Source organism: Cellulomonas sp. EB106-03-03-XG116, from assembly GCF_058792015.1.
Window position 1 is genome coordinate 20,152 of the sequence record NZ_JBYTEP010000027.1, and the last position, 18,558, is coordinate 38,709.

Consider the following 18,558-nt stretch of genomic DNA (forward strand, 5'->3'; position numbering starts at 1 on the left):
GCACACGAGTTCGGCTGTCCGAACTCTCCGTCCGGCGGGTCAGGCCGCGGCGGCCTCGACCTCCCGGCGCCACCGGCCGTCGACCCGCGCGAACCCGACGCGCTCGAGGTACGGCCCCGTGTCCCGCGCGTCCTCGGCGACGACGAGCGACCGCAGCCCCGTCCCGGCGAACACCCCCGACCGCCGGTAGACGAACTCGCCCGGCGCGAAGTCCCGGAACCGCGGGGTGACCCAGTCCAGCTCGACCTCGCCGATCCCGTCGCCGGCGTCCCGGACGACCACGACGCCGACGGTCTCGTCGCCCCGCAGGACCAGGTACGCCCATCGCGAGTCACCCGCAGCATCACCCGGAAGGCCGAACGACGGGTAGTAGCGGGCGATGTCGTCCGCGTGCACCCCGAGCACGTGCCGCAGGTAGTGGTCGCCCGCGCCGACCGGCACGACCTCGTACACGTCGGCGTCGTGCCGCTCCAGCGTCAGCCGCCACAGCCAGTACGCGTCGATCACCGCGATCACGCCGTTCATCGCGGCGAACGGCCAGATGCCGACGATCGTGTTGTACGCGGTCGCGATGACGGATCCGGCGAAGTTGAGCCACCGGAACCGCAGGACGCGGGCCTGCATCAGCGACACGACGACGAGGACGGACCCGACCCACCCGATGATCTCCAGGACTGGCATGGCGCGAACCGTACCGGTCGGCGGGGCGCCCGGCCCCGGACCTGGTTCTCGTAGCGGCGCTCCGGGAACCGCGAGCCGACCCGGAAATCCGTGGCCCGCCGCGACCGCCCCGACGACCATGGGCGCCATGACCGCCTCCGCCGCCACCCGGCCGCACCTGGTCCCGCTCCCGGTGCCCGCCGGACTCGACGCCCCGGACGCCTGGCTGCTGCACGGCCTGGTGGAGGCCGCGAACGCCTCCGTGCTCGACGCCTGGGGCGACCTCGACCACGCGCGCACGCCCGGCGAGGTCCTGGCGGGCCTGCGGCACCAGGAGTACGACGAGAAGCTGCGGTTCGTCGCGCTCGACGCCCCGGTCGGGGACGGGCCCGCGGACCCCCGCCGGGTCCTCGGCTACGTCGCGCTGAACCTGCCCCGGCAGGCCAACACCCACACCGGGACGCTGCAGCTCGACGTCCGGCCGGAGCACCGCGGGCGCGGGATCGGCTCGGCGCTGCACGAGCTCGCCGTGGGCACGGCCCGCGATCACGGGCGGAGCACGCTGATGGCGTCGACCGACCACGCGGCGGAGCCGGCCGCCGAGGCCGACGCGCTCGTCCCCAGCACCGGGACCGGCCGCGTCCCGGCCGCGCACCCGGGCGTGACGTTCCTCGTCCGGCGGGGCTGGGACCTCGAGCAGGTCACCCGCCGGTCCGTGCTCGACGTCCCGCTCCCGGCGGACCGCCTGGCGGCGCACGCGGCGGGGGCGGCCGCGGCGGCCGGTCCCGGCTACCGGGTCGCGCTGTGGGAGGGCCGGTGCCCCGACGAGCTGCTCGACCGGTTCGCCCTGCTGCAGACCCGGATGAGCACCGACGCCCCCGCGGGCGGCCTCGACCTGCGCGAGGACGTCTGGGACGGCGCGCGCGTGCGGGACGCCGAGCGGGCGTTCGTGGAGCGCGGGATGACGTACCGGGTCGCGGCGGCGCTGCACGAGCCGACGGGCGCGCTCGCCGCCTTCACCGCACTCGTCAGCCGGCCGGACACCGACGCGTACGTGTTCCAGGACGACACCCTGGTGCTCCGCGACCACCGCGGGCACCGGCTCGGGATGCTGGTCAAGACGGCGAACCTCGCCCGGCTGGCCGAGGTGCAGCCGGGCGCGCGCCGGGTCGGCACCTGGAACGCCGAGGAGAACGCGCACATGCTGGCGATCAACGTCGCACTGGGCTTCCGGCCGGCCGGCGGCGCCGGCGAGTGGCAGCTCCGGCTGGGGTGACCCGCGCGCCCGCCTGACAGTGGAAGGTTCTGCCGGACACGCCGTCGGCGTGTCCGGCAGAACCTTCCACTCGAGACGGACCGACCCCGGACCGACCCGGGTCAGCCGCCGACGACCGCGACCGCGCCCTCCTCGGCCGCGAGCCGCACCCGGTCCCCCGGCTCCGGCGCCCCGGCCCCGCCCGCGGGCAGCGCCGCCGTGACCCGGGCGTCCTCGGCTTCCAGCACCGCGACGACCTCGGCCCGGCCGCGCCGGGTCCGGCGCTCCGCGACGACAGCCGCGCGGACGGGGGTCGCGGACGCGGGCTCGGCGTCGGTGGGGCCGAGCACCCGCCAGCCGCCGGCGGCCACCGCGAGCGCCGCGCCGTCGCTCGCCGCGTCGCCCGCGGACAGGAACGTCCGGTACCCCAGGAACTCCGCCACCTCGCGCGACGCCGGCCGCCGCCACAGCGTCTCCGGCGCGTCGACCTGCAGCAGCCGCCCCGCCGACATCACCGCGACCCGGTCGGCGACCGTCGCCGCCTCGTCCTGGTCGTGCGTCACGAACAGCGCGGTCGTGCCGGTGGCGACGAGCGCCCGGCGCAGGTCGTCGGCCAGCCGCTCGCGCAGCGACCGGTCGAGCGCGGACAGCGGCTCGTCGAGCAGCAGCAGCCGGGGCCGGGGCGCGAGCGACCGGGCGAGCGCCACCCGCTGCTGCTCGCCGCCGGACAGCGTCGCGACGGGGCGCCGGTCGTAGCCGGGCAGGCCGACGAGGTCCAGCAGCTCCGCGATCCGCGCGGCGCGGTCGGCCCGCGGCAGGCCGCGCAGCCCGTAGGCCACGTTCCCCGCGACGTCCCGGTGCGGGAACAGCTGGCCGTCCTGGAACACCAGCCCGAACCCGCGCCGGTGCACCGGGACCGCGGCGAGGTCGAGGCCGTCCCAGGTCACCGCACCGGAGGTCGGCGGCTCGAGGCCGGCGACGGCGCGCAGCAGCGAGGACTTGCCGCAGCCCGACGGGCCGAGCAGCGCGAGCACCTCGCCGACGGGGACGTCGAGCGCGACCCCGTCGACGGCGGTCACCGCCGGGGCGCCCCGGCCCGCCCCGGGGTAGCGCACGACCAGGTCGCGCACCGCCAGCCCGCGACCCGCCGGACCCGCACCGGACCCCGTCCCCGTCACAGCTCTCCTCCCGCCGGCCCGCGGAACCGCTCCGCGAGCGCCATCACCCCGGCCGTCAGCGCCGCGAGCACGACGCTCGCCGCGAGGGCCATCCCGTAGTTGTCCGCGCCGGGCTGCCCGATCAGCCGGAAGACCACCACCGGCAGCGTCGGCAGGTCGGGCCGGGCGAGGAACGACGTCGCGCCGAACTCCCCCAGCGACACCGCGAACGCGAACCCGACGGCCAGCCCGATCGACCGCGCGGCGAGCGCACCGTCGACGCCGAGCAGCACCCGGCCCGGACCCGCGCCGAGCGTGCCGGCCGCCTCGCGCAGCCGCGGGTCGATCGCCCGGAGCACCGGCAGCACGGTCCGCACCACGAGGGGCACGGCCACCACGGCCTGCACGATCGGCACCAGGATGCCGCTGCTGCGCAGGTCGGTCTGGATGCCGAACGGGTGGCCGAGGGTGAGCAGCGCGCCGAACCCGACGGTCACCGCCGACACCCCGAGCGGCAGCATGAACGCCCCGTCCAGCACGCCGACCGCGCGTCGCGCGGCGCGGGCTCGGGGCCTGCGGGACACCACGAGCGCGACCAGGCAGCCGACGAGCAGGGCCAGCAGCGTCGCGTCGACCGCGATCCGCAGCGAGTTCCCCAGCGCCTCCCACACGGTGACGGTCAGCGCGTTCCGCCCGCCGGTGGTGCCGAGGGCCCGGTAGTGGTCCAGCCCCCAGCCGTCGCCGGTGCGCAGCGACCCGAGCAGCAGCGCGCCGAGCGGCAGCGCCAGCAGCACCAGCACGATCCCGGTCACGACCGCGGGCACCGCGTGCGGCCGGGTCGGGCCCGCGCCGGAGGACCCCGGCGCCACCAGGGACAGCGCCCGCTCCCGCCGCGCCCGCGCCCGCCCGGCCACCGCCAGCGCGGCCACGACCACGACCACCTGCACGACCGAGAGCACCGCGGCGGCCCGGAGGTCGAGGAACTGGGTGGTCTGGATCCAGATCTCGGTCTCGACGGTGCCGTACCGCATCCCGCCCAGCACCAGCACGGTGCCGAACGCGGTCGCGCAGAACAGGAACACCAGCGACGCCGCCGACACGATCGCGGGCGTCAGCGCCGGCAGCGTCACCGTCCAGAAGGCCCGGGCGGGCGACGCCCCGAGGGACCGCGCGGCCTGCTCGGGGCGCGGGTCGAGCCGCTGCCACAGCCCGCCGACCGTCCGCACCACGACGGCGTAGTTGAAGAACACCAGCGCGGCGACGATCGCCGCGAACGTGCCGTCCAGGTGCAGGAAGCCGAGCGGTCCGTTCTCCCGGAGCAGCGCGCGGAACGCCACGCCGACCACCACGGTCGGCAGCACGAACGGCACGGTCACGAACGCCCGGAGGGCGCCCACCCCGCGGAACCGGCACCGGTACAGCACGTACGCGCCGGGCACGCCGAGCAGCACGGACAGCACCGTACCGATCGCGCCCTGGGCCAGGGTCAGCCCGACGATCCGCCACGTGCGCGGGCGGGAGAACACGTCCGCGAACCCGGACAGGTCCAGCGCGCCGTCCGGCAGGAAGCCCCGCCCGACCAGCGACAGCACGGGCCACGCGAAGAACGTGCCGAGGAACACCAGGGGCACGGCGGCGGCGAGCGCCCACGCCCCGGCCCGGCCGAGCGCCCAGGCGCGGGAGGGCGCGCGCAGCGGCGGCCGAGCCGGCGCACCGCCGGCGGCACCCGGGCGCGCGGGCACCCCCGGCCGGCCGGTGCCGGTCGGGGGCGTCCGCGTCGCGGTGCTCATCGGGTCAGCCGCGCCTCAGCCGGCGACCAGGTCGGTCCACTCGCGGACCCAGGTGTCGCGGTTCGCCGCGATGTCGTCGAGCGGCACCTCGTACGGCGCGTCCGACAGCGGGGCCCACTGCGCCCACGACTCCGGCAGGTCGACGGCCGTGCTCACCGGGTACATGTACATCGACCCGGGGATGTCGGCCTGGACCGCGTCGGACAGCAGCCAGTCGACCAGCTGCTGCGCGCCCTCGGGGTTCTGCGCCCCGGCCAGCACGCCCGCGTACTCGACCTGCCGGAAGCAGGTGCCGAGCAGCGCGCCGGTGGTCGGCTCGCCGCCGCCCTCCGGGATCGTCTCGGGCGGGCTCGACGCGTAGGACAGGGCGATCGGCCGCGGACCGCCGCCCCCGCCGCCGGAGAAGTCGGTGTAGTACGCGTCCGACCAGCCCTCGGCGACCTTCAGCCCGTTGGCCGTCAGGTCGGTCCAGTACTGCTGCCAGCCGTCCTCGCCGAACGCGCCGACCGTCGCGAGCAGGAACGCGAGGCCCGGGCTGCTGGTCGCCGCGTTGGTGACGACCGTCAGGTCCTTGTACCGCGGGTCCGTGAGGTCCTCGAGCGACGTCGGCTCCGCGATCCCCCGCTCGGCGAACCAGGCGTGGTCGACGTTGAGGCAGACGTCGCCCATGTCGACCGCGGTGAGCGAGTGCGAGGCGTCGGGCGCGTACTGCTCGGCGTCGGCCGCGGCGGGGGCCTGCGACTCGTACGGCTCCAGCACGCCCTCGTCGATCGCCCGCGACGCGAAGGTGTTGTCGATGCCGTAGACCACGTCGCCGAGCGGGGCGTCCTTGGTCAGGATCAGCTGGTTGACCAGGGCCCCGCCGTCGCCCGGCGCGACCTGCTTCACGGTCAGGCCGGTGTCGGCCTCGAACTGCTCCAGCAGCCCGTCGCTGACGTGGAACGAGTCGTGCGTGACCAGCGTGACGGTCCCGGCGGACCCGTCCGTGCCGGAGCCCGAGGCCGCGTCGGAGCCCGAGCCCGACCCCGTGACGGAGCAGGCCGTCAGCGCCAGGACGCCGGCGAGCGCGGCCAGCCCGGCGGTGGTGGTCCGCCGGGGTGCCCGGCGGCGTGCGCGCGTGCGCGCCATGGTGGTTCCTCCTCGATGTGCACCGAGGGGGCCGCACCGCACCGGCGCGCCCCGGGGAGCACGACGGCACGGGGCGACTGAGATCCCGACTCCCTACGCCGGTGCTAACCGGATCAGGTGCGAGGGTCTGCGGATTCCGTCCGCACTCTCAGCGTCGGTCGGGCCGCGGTGTCACGCACGGCCCGGGACGCTCCCCTGTCGTTCGGGGCCGACCCTACACCGGCGCGGCGCGGCCCCCGCCCGGCACCGGCTGACCTGCGGTGCGGCACCGGCGGCGCTAGCGTGGGGCGGAGCACAGCCGTCCCGACGCAGGAGGTCCCGTGGCCGACGAAGAGACCCAGTCCACGTTCGCGAAGATCACCGGCCTGGTGGTCGCGGGCGCCGTCGCGTGGATCGCCGGCAAGGCGGTGGACGCGGCGTGGAAGGCGGCGTCCGGGCACAAGCCGCCGAAGCCCGAGGACGACGACGACCCGCGCATCGCCGAGGTCGTCGCGGCCGCCGCGATCACCGCCGCCGCCGTCACGGTGGCCCGGGTGTTCGCGACCCGGGGGACCAAGAAGTTCGTCGAGCGCGTCGACAAGAACCGCCGCCTGCCGAAGGCCTGACCCCGGGCTCGCCGACGCGCGCCGTCGACGGCCGGAGGTCCCGCCCGCGGGGCCCCGGTGCGCCCTAGCCTGAGCACCCCGTCCAGACGAAGGTGCAGGTCAGCCGTGTCTCAGCCCTCCCTCCGGCCCCCCGTCGGCGCCGGCCGCTCCGTGCACACCGTCGACGACGTCCTCGCCCTCATGGACCTGCTGTTCGCCGAGCGCGCCGACCGCTGGACGGACCGGGGCGGCGCCGACTTCTGGGACCGGTTCTACGCCGACCGCGACCGCCCGGTCCCGTTCTTCCGCTGGGCGCCCGACGAGAGCCTGGCCGCCTGGGCCGCCGACGGCCGGCTGCCGGTCGGCCCCGGCACCCGCGTGCTCGAGCTCGGCTGCGGCCCCGGCCGGAACGCCGTCTGGCTCGCGCAGCAGGGGTGCGCCGTCGACGCGCTGGACCTGTCCGCGACGGCCGTCGCGTGGGGCCGGGAGCGGGCTGCCGAGGCCGGGGTGGACGTGCGGTTCGCCCGCGCCGACATCTTCCGGTGGCAGCCGCCTGCCGAGCCCTACGACCTGGTCTACGACTCCGGCTGCTTCCACCACCTGCCCCCGCACCGCCGGGTGTCCTACCGCGCGCTGCTGGAGCGCACCGTGCGGCCGGGCGGCCGGTTCGGGATCGCGTGCTTCGCGGCGGGCGACGACGGCCACGACGACCGCGGCGGCACCGGGGCCGACGACGTCGACCTGTACCGCGAGGGCGGTCTGGGCGGCGGGCTCGCCTACGGCGCCGACGACCTGCGCCGGGCGTTCGGCTGGCTCGAGGAGGTCGAGCTGCGCCGGATGCGCGCGGCCACGGGACCCGGGGACGCGTTCGGCGAGGACTTCCTCTGGGCGGGGCTGTTCCGCCGCTGACGCTCCGTCAGCCCCGGTCGCCCGAGCCCGGCGCGTCCTCGGGCGGCGTGCCGCGCCGCGTGGCCACGTCCTGGGCCTCGGTCAGCTCGTCGACGACCAGCAGGTCCCGGCGCACCTTGCCCGTGCGGTAGCCCGCCCGGCCGACCAGGTGCGCCGCCACCGGCGCGGTCAGCATCTGGAACAGGGCCACCAGCACCAGCGCCCACACCGCCCCGCCGGAGCGCAGCCGGAGCGACAGCCCGATCAGCACCAGGATCAGCCCGAGCACCTGCGGCTTCGTCCCCGCGTGCATCCTCGACAGCAGGTCGGGGAACCGCAGGACGCCCACGCCGGCGGCGAGGGCGAGCAGCGCCCCGCCGATCAGGCAGATCGAGGCCACGACGTCGGCGACCACGTCCCAGTCCCAGCTCATCGGTCGCTCCCCTCGTCGCGCGCGCCGCGGGCGGCGGCGTCCTGGTCGACGGCCGCGTCGTCGGCCTCGAGGTCGTCCCGCCGGTGCTCGCCCGGCCCGTGCTCGTCCACGTGCGGCTCGTCGCCGTGGTCGCGCCGGTCCTCGTCGGCGACCACCTCGGCACGACGGGCCTCGTCGCCGTGCGCGGCGTGCTCGGCGCGCACCTCCTCCGGGTCCGACGCGGGGCGCGGCGCGTCGGTCGCGGCCCCCTCGGCCTCGCGGGCCCGGCGCGCGCGGCGGGCCTGCTCGGCCTCCTCCTCGGCGCGGATCCGCTCGGCCTCCTCGGCGGCGATCTCCTCCCGGGTGCGCACCCGGCCCTCGCCGGCGGGCTCGACGGACGCGAACCGCGCGATGGTGGTCGAGCCGACGAAGCCGACCAGGGACAGCACCACGAGGATCGGCACCACGTCGGTGCGCCGCTCGGCCGAGGCGTAGAGCGCGACCGCCGCGACCACGACCGTCACGATGATGTCGAGCGCCACCGTCCGGTCCAGCATCGACGGCCCGCGCTCGGCGCGGATCAGGGCGAGCACGCCGGCGGCGGTCAGCAGCGCGGCGCAGATCAGCAGGACCGCGGTCACGCGCGCACCTCCTGGCGTCGGGACGACCGGCCACCGGGCAGCAGGCCCGCCTCGCGGAGCTCGTCGTCGGAGGCGAACGCGCGCAGCACCCGCTCCTCCTGGTCGAGCACGTTCTGCCGGGCGCGCTCGACGCCGCCCGACTGCTCGACGTCGAGGACGTGCAGGTAGAGCATGCCCGTCAGCCGGTGCGCCTCGACGACCAGCGAGCCGGGCACCAGCGAGCACAGCTCGGCCGTCATGGTCAGGTAGAGGTCGGAGTGGTTCCGCAGCTGGACGCCGATCACGGCGCCGCGCGGGGTGTGCCGGGGCCGCAGGGCGACCCAGGACACCTCGACGGACGCGTGCAGCAGGTCCCAGGCGAACCGCCCGACCAGCACGAGCAGCGGCCAGGGGCGCACGGTGCCGTGGAAGTCGATCGGCGTCATCCGGAGCAGCCCGGTGACGGCGACCGCGATCACGGCCCCGGCCAGGACGTTGCCGAGCGACAGGTCGCCCCACAGCAGCACCCAGACCACGACCAGCCAGACCATCGTCGGCCACTGGGTCGCCAGCTTCTTCCGGCGCGGGTGCAGGCTCACGCGTCGTCACCCCCGTGCGCCACGTCGACGGACTCCCCGGAGCCGCGGCCGCCCTCGGGCAGCACCGACTGGATGTACACGGACCGGTCGGCCAGCGCCCCGGCGGCGCGCTCGGCGTAGCCGTACAGCGGGCCGGCCCCGACGGTCAGCGCGAGGCCGAGCACGACGAGCGCGGCGGCGGAGCCGACCATGCCCTTGGGCAGCGTGGCGTCCGGCAGGGGCTCGGGCGGCGTCTGCCAGAACGCCTTGTTCCACGCCTTGATGAGCGCGTAGAGCGTCAGCAGCGAGGTCGCCACGCCGCCGACCACCAGGGTCAGCGCGAGCCAGGACCCGTCGGCGACGCCGGCCTGCAGCAGCCCGACCTTGCCGAGGAACCCGGACAGCGGCGGGATGCCGCCGAGGTTCATCGCGGGGATGAAGAACAGGATGGCCAGCACCGGCGCGAGCTTGGCCAGGCCGCCGAGCGAGTCGAGCGACGTGGACCCGCCCCGGCGTTCGATGAGCCCCGCGACCAGGAACAACCCGGTCTGCACGATGATGTGGTGCGCGACGTAGTAGATCGACGCGGACCAGCCGGCCTCCGAGGCCAGCGCGATGCCGAACAGCATGTAGCCGATGTGGCTGACCAGCGTGAACGACAGCAGTCGCTTCAGGTCGTCCTGCGCCACCGCGCCGAGGATGCCGACCACCATCGTGGCGAGCGCCGCCCACATGAGGACGTCGTCCATCCGGCCCTCGGGGAACAGCAGGGTCTGCGTGCGGATGATCGCGTAGACGCCGACCTTGGTGAGCAGGCCGGCGAACACGGCCGTCACCGGCGCGGGCGCCGTCGGGTAGGAGTCGGGCAGCCAGGCGGACAGCGGGAAGATCGCCGCCTTGATGCCGAACGCGAGCAGCAGCAGCACCTGGAGCAGCAGCCGCACCCCGGGGTCGATCTCCGGCAGCCGCTCGGCGAGCTGCGCCAGGTTGACCGTGCCCGCGGCCGCGTAGGTGAGGGCGATCGCGATGAGGAACAGCAGCGACGACAGCAGCGCCACGACCACGTAGATGCTGCCGGCGCGGATGCGCTCGCCGGTGCCGCCGAGGGTCAGCAGCACGTACGAGGCGGCCAGCAGGATCTCGAAGCCGACGTAGATGTTGAACAGGTCGCCGCTGAGGAACGCGTTGGCGACGCCCGCGGCGAGGATCAGGTACGTCGGGTGGTAGATCGAGACCGGCGCGGCCTCGTCGCCGTCGGCCTCGCCCTGGGCCAGCGAGTACAGCTGGACGCAGAGCGTCACCGCGGCGGAGACCGTGAGCATGAGGGCCGACAGCCGGTCCGCGACGAGGTCGATGCCGACCGGGGCGGCCCAGCCGCCGATGTCGACCACCAGCGGGCCGTCGTCGGCGAGGACCAGGAGCGTGGCGGCGACGACCAGCACGATGCTGAGCGCGATGACGCTGATGATCCGCTGCAGCCGCGGCCGCCGGTACAGGGCGAGCGCGAGGCCGGCGCCGAACAGCGGGACGACGACGGGCAGCGGCACGAGCCAGGTGTACTCGGTCATCGGCTGCCCTCCCCGCGGTCGTCGGTCGGTCGGTCGTGCTCGCCGGCGGCGCCCCCGACGCCGGCCGGCGAGGGTTCGCCCTCGTCCGTCTCGTCGCGGGTCTCGGCGGCCTCCTCGTCGAGGGTGGTCGTCGACTCCTCGGTGTCGTCGTCCTCGAAGGCGCGCTCGTCGCGGGCGGCGAGCCGGGCGATGCGGCGGTCCTCGACGTCGTCCTGCACCTCGTCGTGCCGGTGCAGCTGCCACGAGCGGTACGCCATCGCGAGGAGGAACGCCGTCATGCCGAGGGTGATGACGATGGCGGTCAGCACCATCGCCTGCGGCAGCGGGTCGGCCATGTCGCGCTCGAGCTCCAGCCCGACGATCGGTGGCCGGCCGGCGGCGCCGCCCGCCACGAGGAACAGCAGGTTCGCGCCGTTGCCGATCAGGACGACCCCGATCAGCACCCGGGACAGGCTGCGCTCCAGGAGCAGGTACACGCCGGCGGTCACCAGGACGACGATCAGGCCGACCAGGACCAGGTTCGGGCTCATGTCGATCATCGCGGGCCCTCCCGGTCGTCGTGGTGCTGCGGGGCGACGCGGCCGGCGGCCACCGCGTCCACCCGGACCTCCTCGGCGGGCTCGGCGTCGCCGCCGACCGCCTCGGGGTCGCCGTCCTGCTCGGCCTGGCGGTCGATCTCGGCGCCGAGGCTGCGCAGGATGTCGAGCACGAGGCCGACGACCACGAGGTAGACGCCGACGTCGAAGAACAGCGACGTCACCAGGTGGAGGTCGCCGATCAGCGGCAGCGAGACGTCGATGATCCAGGACTGCAGCACGGTGCCGCCGAAGATCAGCGCGCCCAGGCCGACGCCCGCCGACAGGAACAGGCCGCTGCCCAGCAGCAGACCCGGCTGCACCGGGGCCGCCTCGCCGAGCTCGTACCGGCCGCCCGCCAGGTAGCGCACGATCAGCGCGATGCCCGTGACGAGGCCGGCCGCGAACCCGCCGCCCGGGGCGTTGTGCCCGGAGAACAGCAGGAACAGCGAGTACACGATCATCGTGTGGAACAGCAGCCGGACCACGACCTCGAACACCACGGACCGGCGGCGCGGGGCCAGGGTCCGGCCCGCGCGCAGCCACTCGCGCGGCTGGTAGCCGGCGCGCGCCTCGACGGGCCTGCGCAGCGCGGCCTGGGGGTCGTCCTCGCTGCCCCACACCGCGCGGTGCTCGGGCGCGTCGCCGGCGCGGAAGATCGCGCCCGACCGCTTGCGGAGGAACACGAGCGACGCGACGCCGGTGGCCGCGACCAGCAGCACCGAGATCTCGCCCATCGTGTCCCAGGCGCGGATGTCGACCAGCGTCACGTTGACGATGTTCTTGCCGCCGCCGAAGGAGTAGGCCTCCTCGGCGAAGTCGACCGACACCGGGATGTGGATGCGCGCGCTCGGCACGATCAGCGCGAGCGCGCCGACCGTCAGGCCCACGGACAGCGCCACGACGAGCCGGACCCAGCGGGACGCCACCAGCGGCCGGTCGGAGAAGTACGGGGGCAGCCGGCGCATGACGAGCACGAACACCACGAGGGTGACGGTCTCGACCAGCACCTGGGTCAGCGCGAGGTCCGGGGCGCCCTGGAGCAGGAACAGCGCGGCGATGCCGTAGCCGGAGACGCCGAGCAGGATCACGGCCTTCAGCCGGCGGCGCGCGCGGGCGACCAGCACGGCGGCCACCGCGACGAACGCGCCGATGACGAGCTGCGCCGGGCGGTCCCAGGCGCGGGTCTCCGTCGGCAGCGAGGTGAACCGGATCAGCGGGACGCCCACCGTCACGACGAACACCACGAGGATGCCGCCCAGGTAGAACGGCAGCGAACCGCGCTGGGTGATCGCGGTGACGTCGGCGGCCACGTCGTCCAGCCGGCGCATGAACCGGCGGTACATCCGGTCGGCCTCGGGGACGTGCGGCACCGCGGCCTGCGCGGCCTCGACGGGCGCGCGGAAGAGGAACAGCAGCACGCCGACCGCGAGCACGGCGACCGTGATCGCCAGCGTCGGCGTGAACCCGCCCCACAGGAGCAGGTGGCCCGGCTCGCCCTCGGGGTACAGGTCGGCCTGGGGCGCGAGCAGCTCCTCGCCGAAGGACGGCACCAGCGCGACGGCCAGGCCGAGCACCGCGAGCAGCAGCGCGGGCCAGACGAGCAGCAGCGACGGGCGGCCGACGGCGGCGGGCACCGCCCGGTCGTCCTCCGCGGGGGCGTCGAGCTCGGGGACGCTGCGCTCGTCGCGCGCGCCCGGCTCGCCCTTCGCGGCCCGGGCCTCGCGGGCGAGCGTGAGCGCCTTCACCGCGGCGGGCGACAGCACGGGCTTGGTGGCGAACGCGCCCCACCAGAGCCGCAGACCGTACGCGACCGTGAGGGCCGAGCCGACCGCGACGAGCACGAGGACGACCAGGTCGAGCGGGTGGCCGCCGTGGCCCAGCGCCTCGAGCGCGGCCTCCTTGGCGACGTACCCGGCGAACGGCGGCGCGCCGATCATCGACAGCGTGGCGAGGCCGCCGGCGACCGCGGTGATCGGCAGCGCGCGCCCGACGCCGGACAGCCGGCGCAGGTCGCGGGTGCCCGTCGCGGCGTCGACGACGCCGACCACGAGGAACAGGGCGGCCTTGAACATCGCGTGGGCGCCGACCAGGGCGAGCCCCGCGAGCGCGGTCGCCTTCGTGCCGTAGCCGACCAGCAGCACGATGAGGCCGAGCTGGCTGACCGTGCCGAACGCGAGGATCAGCTTGAGGTCGTGCTGGCGCAGGGCGCGGTAGCCGCCGAGCAGCAGCGTGCCGCCGCCGAGGACCACGACCATCCAGCGCCAGGCCGGCAGCTCGGAGTACGCCGGGGCGAACCGCGCGACGAGGTACACGCCGGCCTTCACCATCGCGGCGGCGTGCAGGTACGCGGACACCGGCGTCGGAGCGGCCATGGCGGCCGGCAGCCAGAAGTGCGTCGGGACGAGCGCGGCCTTGCTGATCGCGCCGACCAGCAGGCAGACGACCGCGGCGGTCACCATCGCGCCGTGCGGCGGGTTCGCGAGGGTCTCGGAGATCCGGTACGTGCCCGCGGCCTCGCCCAGCAGGATCACGCCGACGAGCATCGTCAGGCCGCCCGCGGTGGTGACGACGATGGCCTGCATCGCCGCCCGGCGGCTGGCCTTGCGCTCGTGGTAGTGCCCGATGAGCAGGTAGGAGAAGACCGTCGTCAGCTCCCAGAACACGAACAGCAGCAGCGTGTCGTCGGCCGTGACCAGGCCGAGCATCGCGCCGGCGAACGCGACCAGCACCCCGCTGAAGCGCCCGAGCCCGCTCGCGCCCGCCTTGAAGTACGCGGAGCAGTAGACCAGGACGATCGCGCCGACCCCGCCGACCAGGAGCGTCATCAGCCAGGACAGCGTGTCCAGCCGGAACGAGAGCTCCATGCTGAGGCCGGGGATCCACTGCACGACCTGCGTGGGCCCGTCGCCGTCGAGCACACGGCCGGTGAGGGAGAGCGCCCACACCGCCACCGCGGCGGGGGCGAGCGCGAGCACCCAGAACGCCTTGCGGCCGATCCACGCGACGAGCGCGGGCGCGACCAGGGCAGCGACGAGGTGCACCGCGAGGAGCTGCAGCACGTCCGCTCCGTCCTGTCGTGGGCGGGTGGTCGGTCGGTCGGTCGCGCCGACCCGGGGCCCACGGTGGCCCTGAGGCTCGCCCGCGGCGGTTCGACGACTGTGGTGTTGTCAGCGGGCAGGTACAGGGACGCACGGCGACGCGGCGCACGCAAGCGTGCGGAGGCCGACCGTGGTCGAGGGATTACCTGGACTCTATCAAGTGATGGCTCAGCACGACGGGGCGCACAGGGGCTGGGACCTCACCCGGGACCTCCGGTCGCGGGCCCCGGCGGCCGGGACGATTAGCGTGATCGCGTGGACCTGCTGCGGATGACCTGCCTCGTCGTGGTGCTCGTCGCCACCGTCGTCGGGGTCGCGACGTTCGCTCTCGGCGCACGGCGGCTCACCCGCACCATCCGGGTCGGGCGCCCGGCGCCCGGTCGGCTCCGGCCGGCGGGCCGGCGGGCGTGGCTCGTCGTGCGGGAGATGGTCGGGCACGGCCGGTTCCAGCACACCCCGGTGGTGCGCGCCGCGCACTGGGTCGTCATGGTGTCGTTCCCCGTCCTGTTCTTCACGCTGGTGGCCGGGTACGCGCAGGTGGTCGACCCGCGGTGGGCGCTGCCCCTGCTGGGGCACCTGGCGCCGTGGGAGTGGCTCACCGAGGGGATCGCCTGGCTCTCGCTGGCCGGGATCCTCGCGCTGATCGCGGTGCGGGTGCGCCGGACGCCGCGGGGGCTGCCGGCGACGCCCGCGCGGGCCGTGGCCGCCGTGGGAGCGGGGACCGGCGACGGGTCCGGGCCGGTCGCCGAGCCGCACGCGCTCCCGCAGCGGCGGTCCCGGTTCTTCGGGTCGAGCACGGCGCAGGCCGTCGTCGTCGAGGCGACCGTGCTGCTCGTCGTGCTCGCCGTGCTGCTGCTCCGCGGCCTGGAGCACGAGCTCGCGGTGCGCGACGGCTCGGCCCTCGCGAGCGCCTGGCACTTCCCCACCACCGCGTGGATCGGCGGGCTGTGGTCCGGGGCGTCGACCGCGGCCGTCGAGGCGGCCGTGGTGCTGTGCGCCACCGTGAAGATCCTCGTGTCGACGGCGTGGTTCGTCGTGGTCGGCCTGCAGCCCACGATGGGCGTCGCCTGGCACCGGTTCCTGGCCGTGCTGAACGTCTACGCGCGCCGCTCGGCGACGGGCGCGCCGGCGCTCGGTCCGCTGGAGCCGGTGCGGGTCGGCGGCGTCGCGCTGGACGTGGCGGCGCTGGAGGACCTGCCGGACGACGCCCGGCTCGGCGCCCGCGCCGTCGAGGACCTGACCTGGAAGCAGCTGCTCGACGTCTCGACCTGCACCGAGTGCGGGCGGTGCCAGGACCAGTGCCCGGCGTGGGCCACGGGCAAGCCGCTGTCCCCCAAGCTGCTGACGCTGGCGCTGCGGGACCACGCGGCCGCGACCGCGCCGTACCTGCGGGCCGCGCGCGCCGGCGCCGAGGTCGAGCCCGGGCACGTCGACGTCGACCTGGTCGCCTCGGGCGTGATCGACGCGGACGCGCTCTGGGCGTGCACCACGTGCGGCGCCTGCGTGCAGCAGTGCCCCGTCGACATCGAGCACGTCGACACCATCGTCGACATCCGGCGGTACCAGACCCTCATGGAGTCGGCGTTCCCCGCGGAGCTCGGCGGGACGTTCACGAAGCTCGAGCGGCGCGGCAACCCGTGGGGGCTGCCGGCGCGGCAGCGGCTGGACTGGGCCAAGGGGCTGCCGTTCGACGTGCCGGTGGTCGGGGCCGACGTCGCCACGGCCGCCGACGTCGACTACCTGTTCTGGGTCGGCTGCGCGGGGGCGTACGAGGAGAAGGCCAAGCGCACGACGCGCGCCGTCGCCGAGCTGCTGCACACCGCGGGCGTGACGTTCGCGGTGCTCGGCGACGGCGAGGGCTGCACCGGCGACCCGGCCCGGCGCGCGGGCAACGAGGTGCTGTACCAGATGCTCGCCTCGGCGAACGTGGAGACGCTGGCCGCCGCCGAGGCGCGCGCCGTGGTCGTCACCTGCGCGCACTGCTTCAACACGCTGTCCCGCGAGTACCCGCAGCTCGGCGGGCGGTACGACGTCGTGCACCACACCGAGCTGCTGGACCGGCTGGTGGGCGAGGGCCGGCTGACGCCGGTGGCGGCGCCGGACGCCGGGGACGCCCAGCAGCGGGTCACCTACCACGACCCCTGCTACCTCGGCCGGCACAACGAGGTCTACGAGCCGCCGCGCGAGCTGCTCGCCGCGCTGCCCGGCGTCGAGGCCGTCGAGATGCCGCGCAACCGGGAGCGGTCGTTCTGCTGCGGCGCCGGCGGGGCGCGGATGTGGGTGGAGGAGTCGATCGGCACCCGGATCGGGACCGCGCGGGCGGAGGAGGCGATCGCGACCGGCGCGGACGTCGTGGCGACCGCGTGCCCCTACTGCACGGTGATGCTGACCGACGGCGTGGCGGCGGCCGGGGCCGCGGCGGCGGGCGCGGGGGCGGCGGGAGCGGGAGCGGGCGGCACGCCGGGCGACGTCGACCGCGCGGCGGTCGGCGTCCCGGAGGTCACCGACATCGCCCTGCTCCTCCTGGACCGCGTCCGCGCCGCCCGCTGACGCCCCGCGCACCCCTCCGCCGAGTCTCCACGACGCGTCTGCGCGAGGGCGTGCGGGCAGAGGCGAGGTTCGGAGACTCGACGAGGGTGCGCGGGCGGGCGGGCGCGTGCGAGAGCGTGCGGGCGGGACGGGCGTCAGAGCGCCGTCGCGCGGCGGAGGGTGACGAACGAGACGACCGCCGCGCCCACCGCCACCACCGCGCCGACCGCGGCGGCGTGCTGCGTGCCCGCGTCGAACGCCAGCCGCGCGGACTCGAGCAGCGCCTCGCCGGCACCGCCGCCGACCTCGCCGGCCACGCGGGACGCGCCGCCCAGGGTCTCGCCCGCGGCGTGCGCCTGGTCGGCGGTGAGCGTGTCGGGCAGCGCGACCCGCGCGCGGTACGTCGCGTTGAGCACCGAGCCCAGGATCGCGACGCCGAGCGTGGTGCCGAGCTCGTAGGCGGTCTCGGAGATGGCGGACGCCGCACCGGCCTTCTCCGGCGGGACGGCCGTGGTGATCTGGTCGTTGGTCAGCGTCTCCGCCAGGCCGACGCCCAGGCCCATGATCACGAACGTCACCGCGACGGTCACGGGCGTCGGCACGTCGCCGACCAGCGTCAGCACGCCGTACCCGACGGCGGCCAGCAGGAAGCTGGACCCGATGAGCACGCCGGGGCGGACGTACCGCACCAGCCGGACGGCCAGCAGCCCCGCGGTCACCGACGCGGCGAGCCCCGGCACCAGCACCAGGCCCGCGTCCATCGGGCTGAGCCCGGCGGCGAGCTGCAGGAACTGCGACACGATGACCAGCAGGCCGGAGAACCCGAGCACCGACAGCAGGTTCGCGGACACGGCCCCCGAGAACACCGGGTTGGTGAACAGCCGGACGTCGAGCATCGGCGACGGCAGCCGCCGCTGCCGGCGGACGAACGCCCACCCGGCGACCAGGCCCACGAGCACCGCGCCCGCGGTCGTCGGCGTCGGGCCGTGCTCGCCGGACGCGATGATCGCGTAGACCAGCGGCAGCATCGTGGCGAGCGCGAGCACGCTGCTCCACGGGTCGAGGGGGCCCGGCGCGGGGTCCTTCGACTCGGGCACCAGCGCGACGGCGAGCGGCAGCAGCACGAGCAGCACCGGCACGTTGAGCAGGAAGACCGAGCCCCACCAGAAGTGCGTGAGCAGCGCGCCACCCACGATCGGGCCGAGCGCCGCGCCACCGGCGAACCCCGATGCCCAGATGGCGATGGCCAGCCGGCGCTGCGCGCGGTCGAGGAACACGTTCCGGATCAGCGACAGCGTCGAGGGCATCAGCGTCGCGCCGAACAGGCCGAGGGCGGCGCGCGCGGCGATCAGCATCGCCGGGCTCGTCGACCACGCGGCGAGCAGCGAGACGACCGCGAACCCGGTCGCGCCGATCATCAGGAGGCGCTTGCGCCCGACGCGGTCCCCGAGGCTGCCCATCGGGACCAGCAGGCCCGCGAGCACGAGCGGGTACGCGTCGACGATCCACAGCAGCTCCGACCCCGAGGCGCCGAGCGCGGCGGTGATCGAGGGCAGCGCGAAGCTCAGCACCGTGTTGTCCACGGAGATGAGCAGCACGGGGAGCATGAGCACGACCAGCACGGCCCAGGGGCGGACCGGGCGACCGCGGTGCAGGAGCGCCGCCGGGACGGCGGCGGTGGGACCGGTGGTGACCGGGGCGGACATGACGCGA

General features: G+C 75.6%; 15 protein-coding genes and 1 riboswitch. Of the genes, 4 read left to right on the forward strand and 11 right to left on the reverse strand.

Annotated elements, in window-relative coordinates:
- Positions 1–39: 39 nt before the first annotated feature.
- Positions 40–681, reverse strand: a complete 642-nt coding sequence (locus AC3WUG_RS11525; RefSeq protein WP_492327779.1) for a hypothetical protein — start codon at positions 679–681, stop codon at positions 40–42.
- 127 nt (positions 682–808) lie between these two features.
- Between AC3WUG_RS11525 and AC3WUG_RS11530 the strand changes: the two genes are divergently transcribed.
- A complete protein-coding gene (locus AC3WUG_RS11530; protein ID WP_492327780.1) occupies positions 809–1,936 on the forward strand; it encodes a GNAT family N-acetyltransferase in 1,128 nt (375 codons plus the stop codon).
- Between the two features lie 101 nt (positions 1,937–2,037).
- On the opposite strand, the gene AC3WUG_RS11535 is transcribed toward AC3WUG_RS11530, so the two are convergent.
- Genes AC3WUG_RS11535 through AC3WUG_RS11545 form a run of 3 tightly spaced genes read right to left on the reverse strand, consistent with a single transcriptional unit; the run spans position 2,038 to position 5,990 of the window.
- Positions 2,038–3,093 carry an ABC transporter ATP-binding protein gene (locus tag AC3WUG_RS11535; protein WP_492327781.1) on the reverse strand — a complete coding sequence of 352 codons (1,056 nt, stop codon included), beginning with the start codon at positions 3,091–3,093 and terminating at the stop codon, positions 2,038–2,040.
- Positions 3,090–4,862 carry an ABC transporter permease gene (locus AC3WUG_RS11540; RefSeq protein ID WP_492327782.1) on the reverse strand — a complete coding sequence of 591 codons (1,773 nt, stop codon included), beginning with the start codon at positions 4,860–4,862 and terminating at the stop codon, positions 3,090–3,092. Before AC3WUG_RS11540 ends, AC3WUG_RS11535 begins: the two co-directional genes overlap by 4 nt.
- A gap of 15 nt (positions 4,863–4,877) precedes the next feature.
- Positions 4,878–5,990 carry a thiamine ABC transporter substrate-binding protein gene (locus AC3WUG_RS11545; protein WP_492327783.1) on the reverse strand — a complete coding sequence of 371 codons (1,113 nt, stop codon included), beginning with the start codon at positions 5,988–5,990 and terminating at the stop codon, positions 4,878–4,880.
- 73 nt (positions 5,991–6,063) lie between these two features.
- Positions 6,064–6,197: riboswitch (TPP riboswitch) on the reverse strand.
- A 113-nt stretch (positions 6,198–6,310) separates the two neighbouring features.
- On the opposite strand from AC3WUG_RS11545, the gene AC3WUG_RS11550 reads away from it, so the two are divergent.
- Positions 6,311–6,595 carry a DUF4235 domain-containing protein gene (locus AC3WUG_RS11550; protein WP_154728452.1) on the forward strand — a complete coding sequence of 95 codons (285 nt, stop codon included), beginning with the start codon at positions 6,311–6,313 and terminating at the stop codon, positions 6,593–6,595.
- Positions 6,596–6,700: 105 nt separating this feature from the next.
- Positions 6,701–7,483, forward strand: a complete 783-nt coding sequence (locus AC3WUG_RS11555; protein ID WP_492327784.1) for a class I SAM-dependent methyltransferase — start codon at positions 6,701–6,703, stop codon at positions 7,481–7,483.
- Positions 7,484–7,490: 7 nt separating this feature from the next.
- On the opposite strand, the gene mnhG is transcribed toward AC3WUG_RS11555, so the two are convergent.
- The 6 genes from mnhG to AC3WUG_RS11585 are packed head-to-tail and all read right to left on the reverse strand — an operon-like array spanning position 7,491 to position 14,277.
- Positions 7,491–7,895: a monovalent cation/H(+) antiporter subunit G gene (gene mnhG / locus AC3WUG_RS11560; RefSeq protein WP_492327785.1), complete on the reverse strand. Its 405-nt coding sequence runs from the start codon at positions 7,893–7,895 to the stop codon at positions 7,491–7,493.
- On the reverse strand, positions 7,892–8,515 hold the full coding sequence (locus tag AC3WUG_RS11565) for an MrpF/PhaF family protein (RefSeq protein WP_492327786.1): 624 nt from the start codon (positions 8,513–8,515) through the stop codon (positions 7,892–7,894). The genes mnhG and AC3WUG_RS11565 overlap by 4 nt, the downstream gene beginning before the upstream one ends.
- Positions 8,512–9,093: a Na+/H+ antiporter subunit E gene (locus tag AC3WUG_RS11570; RefSeq protein ID WP_492327787.1), complete on the reverse strand. Its 582-nt coding sequence runs from the start codon at positions 9,091–9,093 to the stop codon at positions 8,512–8,514. Before AC3WUG_RS11570 ends, AC3WUG_RS11565 begins: the two co-directional genes overlap by 4 nt.
- Positions 9,090–10,640 carry a Na+/H+ antiporter subunit D gene (locus AC3WUG_RS11575; protein WP_147795228.1) on the reverse strand — a complete coding sequence of 517 codons (1,551 nt, stop codon included), beginning with the start codon at positions 10,638–10,640 and terminating at the stop codon, positions 9,090–9,092. Before AC3WUG_RS11575 ends, AC3WUG_RS11570 begins: the two co-directional genes overlap by 4 nt.
- Positions 10,637–11,179 carry a Na(+)/H(+) antiporter subunit C gene (locus tag AC3WUG_RS11580; protein WP_147795227.1) on the reverse strand — a complete coding sequence of 181 codons (543 nt, stop codon included), beginning with the start codon at positions 11,177–11,179 and terminating at the stop codon, positions 10,637–10,639. Before AC3WUG_RS11580 ends, AC3WUG_RS11575 begins: the two co-directional genes overlap by 4 nt.
- The gene (locus tag AC3WUG_RS11585; protein ID WP_492327788.1) at positions 11,176–14,277 is read right to left on the reverse strand and encodes a Na+/H+ antiporter subunit A; all 3,102 of its coding nucleotides are present in this window, start codon (positions 14,275–14,277) and stop codon (positions 11,176–11,178) included. Before AC3WUG_RS11585 ends, AC3WUG_RS11580 begins: the two co-directional genes overlap by 4 nt.
- 309 nt (positions 14,278–14,586) lie before the next feature.
- Between AC3WUG_RS11585 and AC3WUG_RS11590 the strand changes: the two genes are divergently transcribed.
- Positions 14,587–16,866, forward strand: coding sequence for a heterodisulfide reductase-related iron-sulfur binding cluster (locus tag AC3WUG_RS11590; RefSeq protein WP_492327799.1), 2,280 nt, complete (start codon positions 14,587–14,589; stop codon positions 16,864–16,866).
- 134 nt (positions 16,867–17,000) lie between these two features.
- Here the strand turns inward: AC3WUG_RS11590 and AC3WUG_RS11595 are convergent, their stop codons facing one another.
- Positions 17,001–18,551, reverse strand: a complete 1,551-nt coding sequence (locus AC3WUG_RS11595) for an MFS transporter (protein ID WP_492327789.1) — start codon at positions 18,549–18,551, stop codon at positions 17,001–17,003.
- Positions 18,552–18,558 lie beyond the last annotated feature (7 nt).

Coding starts and splice junctions, on each gene's coding strand:
- AC3WUG_RS11525 (WP_492327779.1), bottom strand. CDS start 681: ATGCCAGTCCTGGAGATCATCGGGTGGGTCGGGTCCGTCCTCGTCGTC.
- AC3WUG_RS11575 (WP_147795228.1), bottom strand. CDS start 10,640: ATGACCGAGTACACCTGGCTCGTGCCGCTGCCCGTCGTCGTCCCGCTG.
- AC3WUG_RS11540 (WP_492327782.1), bottom strand. CDS start 4,862: ATGAGCACCGCGACGCGGACGCCCCCGACCGGCACCGGCCGGCCGGGG.
- AC3WUG_RS11580 (WP_147795227.1), bottom strand. CDS start 11,179: ATGATCGACATGAGCCCGAACCTGGTCCTGGTCGGCCTGATCGTCGTC.
- AC3WUG_RS11595 (WP_492327789.1), bottom strand. CDS start 18,551: ATGTCCGCCCCGGTCACCACCGGTCCCACCGCCGCCGTCCCGGCGGCG.
- AC3WUG_RS11590 (WP_492327799.1), top strand. CDS start 14,587: ATGACCTGCCTCGTCGTGGTGCTCGTCGCCACCGTCGTCGGGGTCGCG.
- AC3WUG_RS11530 (WP_492327780.1), top strand. CDS start 809: ATGACCGCCTCCGCCGCCACCCGGCCGCACCTGGTCCCGCTCCCGGTG.
- AC3WUG_RS11545 (WP_492327783.1), bottom strand. CDS start 5,990: ATGGCGCGCACGCGCGCACGCCGCCGGGCACCCCGGCGGACCACCACC.
- mnhG (WP_492327785.1), bottom strand. CDS start 7,895: ATGAGCTGGGACTGGGACGTGGTCGCCGACGTCGTGGCCTCGATCTGC.